Here is a 9,131-nt window from a genome sequence, read left to right as displayed (position 1 = left end):
GCCCAACAAATGGTTTTACATGCTGAGCTGGAATAAGAGCCACTGTATATCCTAGCTCTTGAAATATTCTGCCCCAATGATGAGAAGTTGCACATGACTCCATTGCTAGAGCAGTTTGCTCTGGTAGTTGGCGGACAGTATCGAGAAGCTTATCTCGCTTTACCTTTCTGTTTGATAAAATTTGTCCATTTGTACCCAGAACACACACTTGGAAGAGATTTTTCGCTATATCAATACCGACAACTTTAATAGACATACTTGTTACTCCTGCTCTTAATGGTTGTACTATTAGTTTGGCACAACGACGCTAGAAGGGAGGTGCGTCCATCACATCAAAGCCAAAACAACTCATCCGCAAATGAAGGACAAATCGATAACTAAGCCACAAAATTAACAGAGCTTAGCGGGGTAAAAATGGGCAACAAAAAGCAGCCAGAAAAAATAGGAATGAATTGATGATAAATCAATCAAATTCACTATATTTAGACACCATCGTTTTCAATTCAATGTGTTGGGGGTTTCCATGACGATCAAACCAAGAAGCGGTAATTACGACTGTTTTCAACGCACCAGAGACTGTAACCGCAGGAATCTCCCACTGAAGAGTATAAAGAGGATGAGTCGCATCTTCACCAGCCACAAGATCATCGACATAATCAGCCAACAGAAATGTCGCAGCTGTACTTGATGCGCCACGAGTACGAAACCACTCCAGTTTTTGCTCAGCAAGATTAAGCGCCTGAACACTGTGCATGGCAAAATCGGCTCGTTGCTCTATATAGGCTTGTAGTTTAACTAGCCCCAACGCCCCAATACCAATTAAGACAAATGAAATCATTACTTCAATTAAACTAAATCCATACGGCTTATTGCGCATACCATGATCCTTGCTGCCATTTGAACTGACGAATTTTGCTTAGTGGAATATCAATAGCATCCCGGTTAAATAAAAAATCCATCGCAGAGGTAAATACGGCATAAGTCTCAGGAGCATCCATCACATATCCCCCCGTGGGATAAAAAGCACCATTTTGGAAATAGGCGGTATTGCCGACAGAGACATTCGGCAACGGTAAGCTTTCATGATCCACCGTCCCTTTTAATTGCTCCGCTTGGTCTGTATTTAAACTGTTCCATAATGTGGCGCTAGGGGTAAATTCCGGTGTCCCATCTGAGGCATTAGAAATAAAGTGATAAATCATACCTTTGAAGGTTAAGGCACCTTTAGTCGAGAACAGACCATTATGAACCATCAAAATAACCCCATCTAATCCACTAGCAGAACTTATCGCCTGACCAATATCGGTTAAATCACTCTCTCCCAAATGACAACTCCCATAAATCCAGATGAGATCCTGCCCCGTTTTAATCTTGTCCTTAATTTTGCTCCCACAATCAGGAACTACCGCCGGAGGGGGTAAGCTTTGTTGGGTAAATAGCATCTTTCCGCTACTATCAACTAAATTGCTCGCCGAGATTTTACTAAACTGGCTATCGGACATGATTTTGAACCAATCTTGTCGCGCTTCACCAAATAAGTCTTCAAACGGTGTCTGATCAACATCCTGAATGAAGTCTTTTTTCAAGGCTGTGGGCATCGCATAATTTACACTCGTGCTGGTCACATAATCCGAACCACAAGATTGACCACTAGGGAATCCTAAGTACGGAGGATGTGTATCACTTAATCCTTTATTCTGAATCGTTCCATTGGCTAAAAAATCTTGGCTATAACGCAACATAGTACAAGCCCACTGATTATCATCCAGAGCAAGCCCAGGGTCTGCCAACATCGCTAACCCACCAGAAAAGTACAAGTTTGACGTGGCTCTCAATACGCCAGAAGCGGCAGCCGGATACGTAATGGTTTTTTGAACGCGACTAAAACCATATTGTGCCGTCACATTAAGTTGGTTTCGTGTGGGTTTTGTATAGTGATAAGTAACAAGGCCCAGTGAGTTACACTCGGCATAGTGACTTGCTTCAGGTAGGCTTTTCGTGACTTGGGTTAAGCTAAAAACACACTCTAGCCCCCCTTCTGCAATCCAATATTGTTGACGAGCTTTCACTTCATTCTGAGCCCGTTTAATTTGATAAAATAAGCTCTTATATGAACCAAGGGTCACGACCAAGGCAACGGAAAGTAACACAGAAGTGATCAGTAATGTGGCAACACCTTGTTGATAATGCTTCATTGCCAGTTCCTTTGTATCAGACGTAATTTCATAGTTTGAGATACAGAGGGCGTTTTAACCAAAGCGGCTGACAGAACAATCGAAATCACGCCACTTTGCACGCTCTCACCGAATACAGGTTCATACTGAACCGCAAACCGAATGACTTTGACCTGCTTTGGGTCAAAAAGGTTAAAACACCCCGTTGCAGCAGAAGTTGTCGACAACACTTCTGTTCGGCTTTTTTGGCAATATTTAAGCGCATTATTATCGAAACGATAGACCGTATTACTCACACTGGCACTCACTGCCATCGGGTTTTGATACACGTACCCAATCTGATTGGGTTCAACAAAAAGAAGGCTATCAGCACCGGAAAGTTTGATCGAGTGATTATCCAAGTGATTATAACCCGCACGCAACACATCACTTTTCATTTGGTGCAATACCACACTCATTTGTTGGAGTAACATTATCTCTTTGCTACGCTGAAGTGAGGCTTTCTGGTTGGATAAAAACAGGCTCCCAATCATTCCTAAAGCAATCGCTCCAACCAAACTAGCAATCATAAATTCAACTAAACTGCTTCCCCATTGCTTTTGTTTAGCACCCAGCAAAACCATAGCTCTCTCCAGAGATTCCACAAACTTTAATACGCCCCGCTCGATTATGGATAATCACTTTAATCCCCCCGCTATCTTGAAAATGTTTCTTCAGCGTCAGACTTCCCGCCTGAACCGGATTGCCCATAACATAATCAAATTTCACAGAGTTAATGGAATCAGTGTTGTCTACAAATAGGTTGCGATAACGTTCACCAGATAACACTGCAATAATCTCAGGTGAATCCGAAGTAGGTAAAATGGAAGAAGAAGAGAGCGTCAACCGCCACTCTCCAGTCGTTGATGGCATTCCTTCAATATGTACCCATAAATTTTGACTACGAAACACCGCTTCAGACTTCGCTTGAATAAAAAAACCTTGTAGTTCATTTGCCAAAGAGATCATCTTCGTTTGCTGATTCATTTTCGTGAAGTTCGGTGCAGCAAAAGCAAGCATAATGGCCAGCACACTGACTGTTATAAGAAGTTCCAATAAGGTAAAGCCGCGAGCCATTTCCCAAAATCCTTTGCAAACAGTGAGATAAAACTGAATCAACTTGCTTTGATGCTAACAGCTACTAACAATAGGAAAAGACAGGTTAATGGAACGAATGGACATGATTCGAACAAATAGATGTAACAAACTGATCCGATTCTCTCAGGGTATGACGCTGATCGAATTAATGATCGCTGTCGTTATTATTGGCGTTTTGGCAGGGATCGCCTATCCAGCTTATACCGGCTATGTGAAAGAAGCTCATCGCAACCAAGCGATGGCAGATATGGCAAAAATACAGCTCTATTTAGAAGAACACTATCATTTAGGCTATTCGAGCGATAACATTTTTTCAGGTTCTCGTTGTCTGTTGTGCGATACCGCCCCTGACCGCTATACCCTAGCCGTAAAAATCAGTGGTGCAAGTTACACCATTTCAGCCACTCCCGTTGCAAACAAAGGCCAAAATACCGATGAATGCCGAGGGCATCGCTATACCAAACTTGAGCTAAAAAGTACGGGAGAGAGAACGCCCGCCTCATGTTGGTGATAGAAACAGAAAAGCCCCAACCTTAGTCAACCTAAGCTTGGGGCTTATAAATCTGAGGGTTCACAGACTAGCTGGTTAAATCATCAAAAAACTTCTTCACACCATTGAAGAAACCTTCAGACTTTGGCTTGTGCTTATTGGCCGCCTCTCCCCCACATGACTCTTCCAACTCACGTAGCAACTCTTTTTGGCGAGCGCTCAATTTTACGGGAGTTTCAACCACCAGTTTAACGATTAAATCACCAACAGCACCACCACGTACACTTTTCACACCTTTACCACGCATACGGAACATACGTCCGGTTTGCGTTTCTTCAGGAACTTTAAGATTCACACGACCATCTAGAGTGGGCACTTCAACTTCCCCACCCAAAGCCGCCATGGCAAAGCTCACCGGTACTTCACAGTATAAATTATTACCATCACGTTCAAAGATATGATGCTCTTTTACATGCACTTGTACATATAAATCTCCCGCTGGAGCACCCATTTCCCCAGCTTCACCTTCATTGGCTAAGCGAATGCGATCACCAGTATCCACTCCGGCTGGAATTTTAACATTCAAAGTCTTGGTTTTTTGCTTACGACCTTGTCCATGACAAACATTGCATGGGTCTTTAATAATCTTACCTTTACCATGACAAGTAGGACAGGTTTGCTGAACTGCAAAGAAACCTTGACGCATCTGGACCTGACCATGCCCATGACAGGTTGGACACGTTTCTGGACTGCTGCCTTTCTTTGCACCAGAGCCATTACAACTGTCACAATGAACAAAAGTAGGAACTTCAATCTCTTTATTACAACCTCGTACCGCCTCCTCCAGAGTCAGTTCCATGTTGTAACGTAGATCAGATCCTCGCTGAGGACGAGGCGATCCACCACGGCGTCCGCCACCAAAGATATCGCCGAAGACATCACCAAAGATATCGCCGAAATCAGCACCACCACCGCCAAAGCCACCACCGCCAAAGCCGCCCGCCCCTTGTTCAAAGGCTCGGTGACCATATTGATCATAAGCGGACTTTTTCTGCGGATCGGTCAGAATTTCATACGCTTCTTTTACTTCTTTAAACTTATCCGCAGCGCTGGTATCCCCTTGATTTCGGTCTGGGTGGAATTTCATCGCTAGGCGCTTATAGGCCTTTTTAATATCGCGCTCTGAGGCATCACGGCTAACGCCTAATACTTCGTAAAAATCACGTTTTGACATGTTGTAAGTCACCAATTGTTACTGCAAACGGACTGACCGCTTGGTGGTTGTATCGATATAGATAAAGATTCTAAACGGGCCCTTTATCTTTATAGACACAAGAATAATGACAAACTTGCGGGCGTAAGAGTTACCCCAAACGCCCGCAAGCAAGACAATCTAGACTCCCGTTAGCCAAGAAAGCAAACGGGGCTAAGCACGATTATTTCTTATCGTCTTTAACTTCTTCAAACTCAGCATCAACCACATCGTCTTGTGCAGATGGCTGTTCAGCATTCGCACCTTGTGATTGAGCTTGCTGTTGAGCGATTTCCATCAATTTCTGAGCCGCGGTCATTAGAGCTTGAACTTTTGCATCGATTTGGGCTTTATCTTCACCTTTCTTCGCAGTTTCTAACTCACTAATCGCCGTTTCAATTTTTTCTTTCTCATCAGCAGGTAAAGCATCACCCGCCTCTTCGATTTGCTTACGTGTCGCGTGAATCATTTGGTCCGCTTGGTTACGTACGGTCGCTAACTCTTCGAACTTTTTGTCCGCTTCTTTGTTAGCTTCCGCTTCTTGAACCATTTTTTCGATTTCTTCATCACTCAAACCGCCAGAAGCTTGGATGGTAATATTTTGCTCTTTACCGGTCTGTTTGTCTTTAGCAGACACATGCAAGATACCATCGGCATCCAAATCAAATGTTACTTCGATTTGTGGCATACCACGTGGAGCTGCATTAATACCTTCAAGGTTAAATTGACCAAGAGACTTGTTATACATCGCTTGTTTACGTTCACCTTGTAACACATGAATGGTTACCGCACTTTGGTTGTCTTCCGCTGTTGAGAACACTTGATTCGCTTTGGTTGGAATCGTCGTGTTTTTCTCAATCAGCTTGGTCATCACACCACCCATGGTCTCAATACCTAGAGACAGCGGTGTTACGTCAAGTAGTAGTACGTCTTTTACATCACCCGCAAGAACGCCACCTTGAACAGCCGCACCCACAGCAACCGCTTCATCAGGGTTAACGTCTTTACGAGCTTCTTTACCAAAGAACTCTGCCACTTTCTTTTGCACAAGAGGCATACGAGTTTGGCCACCAACAAGAATAACGTCTGTGATGTTATTGACTGACAAATCAGCGTCAGCTAGCGCTACTTTCAATGGTTCTAGAGAGCGCTGAACTAAATCTTCAACCAACGACTCTAACTTAGCACGTGTCACTTTGATGTTCATGTGCTTAGGACCCGCTGCATCTGCCGTAATATAAGGCAGGTTGACATCCGTTTGCTGTGCTGAAGAAAGTTCGATCTTCGCTTTCTCTGCGGCTTCTTTTAGACGCTGCATAGCAAGAGGGTCATTTTTCAGGTTGATTCCTTGCTCTTTATTAAACTCGTCAACCAAATAGTTGATCATGCGGTTATCAAAGTCTTCACCACCTAAGTGTGTATCACCGTTAGTTGCCAAAACTTCAAATGTTTTTTCGCCCTCAACTTCATCAATTTCGATGATAGAAATATCGAACGTACCACCACCAAGGTCATAAACAGCAATCGTACGATCACCACCTTGTTTATCAAGACCATAAGCAAGTGCTGCCGCGGTTGGTTCATTGATAATACGTTTAACTTCAAGACCCGCGATACGGCCAGCATCTTTAGTAGCTTGACGCTGAGCATCGTTAAAGTAAGCCGGAACCGTAATAACAGCGCCCGTGACTTTTTCACCAAGATAATCTTCTGCTGTTTTCTTCATTTTTTTCAGAATTTCAGCAGAAACCTGAGGCGCAGCCATTTTTTGGCCTTTCGCTTCGACCCAAGCATCACCGTTGTCTGCACGAACGATTTTGTACGGCATGATTTCAATATCGCGCTGAACTTCTTCGTCTTCAAAACGGCGACCAATCAGACGCTTGATTGCAAATAATGTATTTTCAGGGTTGGTTACAGCTTGACGTTTTGCTGGTTGACCAACAAGTGTTTCACCGTCTGTATAAGCAATAACAGAAGGGGTGGTGCGCTCACCCTCAGCATTTTCAATGACGCGAGGTTTGTCACCGTCTAACACGGCTACACATGAGTTAGTTGTACCTAAGTCAATACCAATGATTTTACCCATCAGGCTATCTCCGAAATAATTCTATATGTTCGTTTTGCTGTATATCCCTAATGTGGGGATGGAGAATTGGGTTTCAACCCCATTCACAAACAAAAACGTGGATGTTTGTTTCTCGTATGCCCCATAGATAGGGGCAAAGAACCCCTTTTCAAGGGGAAAGTGAAAATTTTTTTGAATTTATAATAAAAAGCGAAGCCTTATGACCTCGCTTCTTTCCAATGAAGAGATGGTTCATGATGAAGGCTTATTTAGCCACCATCACCATCGCAGGGCGCACCACACGACCATTCAATTCATACCCTTTTTGCATAACAAACATCACTGTATTCGATTCGTGATCTGGGCTTTCTTGAATAGACATTGCCTGATGATATTCAGGGTTAAAAGGTTCACCTTCTGGGTTAATCACGGTTACCCCAAATTTTGCTACCGCATCAACAAAGGTTTTATGGGTTAGCTCAACCCCTTCCAAAAAGGGCTTAATCACTTCATTTTCATTATCGACCGCTTGAATCGCTCGCTCTAAGTTATCCAACACGGGTAATAACTCTTCAACGAAACGCCCTAAAGCATATTTACGGGCTTTATCAATTTCTTGCTCAGAACGGCGACGCATATTTTCAACATCAGCACGAGCGCGAAGAACCCCTTCTTGCTGCTCTTTAATCCGAGCTTCACTGGCCAGCAAAGCTGCTTCTAATTGAGCAATTTTGCTTTCTTGCTCATCTAACACTTCTGCTTCAACATCTTGATTCCAATCGATATCTTCATCACTGCCTACGACGTCCGCTTCTACTTCTACCGCCTCTTGCTGCAGCTCTTCCTCTTTGATTTTATTCTCTTCGTTGCTCATGATATCTCCAGAATTCTCATCACGACTGTGTTTAAGAATCAAATTATCTTCGTTTCCTGACACAAAAATTCGCATAAAAGCGTAACTTGCCTTTATTATGGGGATGATGAAATCTGATTCAAGCCTAATTCGGTTGGAAAGCGTATGAAAAATCCATTTGACGTGATCGCTATCATTGGTAAGCCAAGAGATCAACAAGCTATTCAAACACATAAAGAGATTTATCTCTGGCTTACTGCACTCGGAAAGTCTGTCTTTATTGATGACCGCTTACGTGAAATTCTAACGGATATTCCTCAAGAACACTTTGCCAGCCTCATTGAATTAGGAAATAAAGCCGATTTAGCCATTGTCGTAGGCGGTGATGGCAATATGCTAGGGGCTGCTCGTGTCCTTTCCCGTTTCGACATCTCCGTCATCGGTGTTAACCGAGGTAATTTAGGCTTTTTAACCGATCTTAACCCTGACAATTTTCAAAACGAGTTGGGCAGCGTACTAGATGGGCATTATTTGCAAGAAACCCGATTTTTGCTTGAAGCTGAAATCCATCGTCACGGACAAGTTAAAAGCCATAACTCAGCCCTGAATGAAGCCGTACTACACCCTGGTAAAATTGCTCATATGATTGAGTTTGAAGTCTATATTGATGATAATTTTGCGTTTTCTCAACGTTCTGATGGCTTAATTATTTCCACCCCTACAGGATCTACTGCATATTCATTATCAGGAGGGGGGCCGATTTTATCTCCCAGCCTAAATGCAATCACATTGGTTCCAATGTTTCCCCATACTCTTTCTTGTCGACCTCTCGTCGTTGATGGCAATCGCCGTATAAAACTAGTGGTATCCCCTGATAACCGAGGAACACAAGAAGTCAGTTGTGATGGACAAGTATCATTACCCGTATCCCCAGGCGATGAAGTTCATATTTACCAAAGTGCTAATGTTTTGAAACTGATTCACCCTCAAGATTACAGTTACTACCATGTTTTACGTGAAAAGCTAGGATGGTCGAGTAAACTGTTTTGAGAAAGCTCACACTTCATTATGCAGCGTAAAAATTTTCACCTAGACAACTTTACTGTATAAAGAAACAGTATATACTGAGTCTTTATACAGTATTGTTAAAATGTACA

General features: G+C 43.1%; 10 protein-coding genes. 2 read left to right on the top strand and 8 right to left on the bottom strand.

Translation table 11 applies throughout. The features are described 5' to 3' along the window. From B5D54_RS15760 to B5D54_RS15740, 5 genes are all read right to left on the bottom strand, one after another. Window positions 1–256 (bottom strand): IS110 family transposase (locus B5D54_RS15760; protein ID WP_139364793.1); only part of this gene is annotated, 256 nt, incomplete at its 3' end. A gap of 207 nt (window positions 257–463) precedes the next feature. Then, entirely contained in the window at window positions 464–877 is a 414-nt protein-coding gene (locus tag B5D54_RS15755; protein WP_078927509.1) for a type IV pilus modification PilV family protein, read from the bottom strand. Next, window positions 867–2,195, bottom strand: a complete 1,329-nt coding sequence (locus tag B5D54_RS15750) for a hypothetical protein (protein ID WP_078927508.1) — start codon at window positions 2,193–2,195, stop codon at window positions 867–869. The genes B5D54_RS15755 and B5D54_RS15750 overlap by 11 nt, the downstream gene beginning before the upstream one ends. Continuing rightward, entirely contained in the window at window positions 2,192–2,797 is a 606-nt protein-coding gene (locus B5D54_RS15745) for a PilW family protein (protein ID WP_078927507.1), read from the bottom strand. Before B5D54_RS15745 ends, B5D54_RS15750 begins: the two co-directional genes overlap by 4 nt. Then, complete coding sequence (locus B5D54_RS15740) at window positions 2,778–3,290, bottom strand: pilus assembly FimT family protein (RefSeq protein WP_078927506.1); 513 nt, start codon at window positions 3,288–3,290, stop codon at window positions 2,778–2,780. Before B5D54_RS15740 ends, B5D54_RS15745 begins: the two co-directional genes overlap by 20 nt. 97 nt (window positions 3,291–3,387) lie before the next feature. Between B5D54_RS15740 and B5D54_RS15735 the strand changes: the two genes are divergently transcribed. Continuing rightward, a complete protein-coding gene (locus B5D54_RS15735) occupies window positions 3,388–3,822 on the top strand; it encodes a type IV pilin protein (protein WP_078927511.1) in 435 nt (144 codons plus the stop codon). 67 nt (window positions 3,823–3,889) lie between these two features. Here B5D54_RS15735 and dnaJ read toward each other — a convergent pair whose 3' ends face one another. From dnaJ to grpE, 3 genes are all read right to left on the bottom strand, one after another. Beyond that, window positions 3,890–5,035 (bottom strand): molecular chaperone DnaJ, encoded by a 1,146-nt coding sequence (gene dnaJ / locus B5D54_RS15730; protein WP_078927505.1) that lies wholly within the window; start codon window positions 5,033–5,035, stop codon window positions 3,890–3,892. Between the two features lie 202 nt (window positions 5,036–5,237). Further along, window positions 5,238–7,142 carry a molecular chaperone DnaK gene (dnaK, locus tag B5D54_RS15725; RefSeq protein ID WP_078927504.1) on the bottom strand — a complete coding sequence of 635 codons (1,905 nt, stop codon included), beginning with the start codon at window positions 7,140–7,142 and terminating at the stop codon, window positions 5,238–5,240. 244 nt (window positions 7,143–7,386) lie between these two features. After that, the gene (gene grpE / locus B5D54_RS15720; RefSeq protein ID WP_078927510.1) at window positions 7,387–7,995 is read right to left on the bottom strand and encodes a nucleotide exchange factor GrpE; all 609 of its coding nucleotides are present in this window, start codon (window positions 7,993–7,995) and stop codon (window positions 7,387–7,389) included. A 144-nt stretch (window positions 7,996–8,139) separates the two neighbouring features. Between grpE and nadK the strand changes: the two genes are divergently transcribed. Further along, window positions 8,140–9,024, top strand: a complete 885-nt coding sequence (gene nadK / locus B5D54_RS15715; protein ID WP_078927503.1) for an NAD(+) kinase — start codon at window positions 8,140–8,142, stop codon at window positions 9,022–9,024. Window positions 9,025–9,131: the final 107 nt, after the last annotated feature.

This window comes from Vibrio cincinnatiensis DSM 19608 (genome assembly GCF_900167345.1).
GTDB lineage: Bacteria > Pseudomonadota > Gammaproteobacteria > Enterobacterales > Vibrionaceae > Vibrio > Vibrio cincinnatiensis.
This window is presented reverse-complemented; position numbering and strand designations above follow the sequence as displayed.

Coding starts and splice junctions, on each gene's coding strand:
- B5D54_RS15735 (WP_078927511.1), top strand. CDS start 3,388: ATGGACATGATTCGAACAAATAGATGTAACAAACTGATCCGATTCTCT.
- B5D54_RS15750 (WP_078927508.1), bottom strand. CDS start 2,195: ATGAAGCATTATCAACAAGGTGTTGCCACATTACTGATCACTTCTGTG.
- B5D54_RS15740 (WP_078927506.1), bottom strand. CDS start 3,290: ATGGCTCGCGGCTTTACCTTATTGGAACTTCTTATAACAGTCAGTGTG.
- dnaK (WP_078927504.1), bottom strand. CDS start 7,142: ATGGGTAAAATCATTGGTATTGACTTAGGTACAACTAACTCATGTGTA.
- B5D54_RS15755 (WP_078927509.1), bottom strand. CDS start 877: ATGCGCAATAAGCCGTATGGATTTAGTTTAATTGAAGTAATGATTTCA.
- dnaJ (WP_078927505.1), bottom strand. CDS start 5,035: ATGTCAAAACGTGATTTTTACGAAGTATTAGGCGTTAGCCGTGATGCC.
- grpE (WP_078927510.1), bottom strand. CDS start 7,995: ATGAGCAACGAAGAGAATAAAATCAAAGAGGAAGAGCTGCAGCAAGAG.
- B5D54_RS15745 (WP_078927507.1), bottom strand. CDS start 2,797: ATGGTTTTGCTGGGTGCTAAACAAAAGCAATGGGGAAGCAGTTTAGTT.
- nadK (WP_078927503.1), top strand. CDS start 8,140: ATGAAAAATCCATTTGACGTGATCGCTATCATTGGTAAGCCAAGAGAT.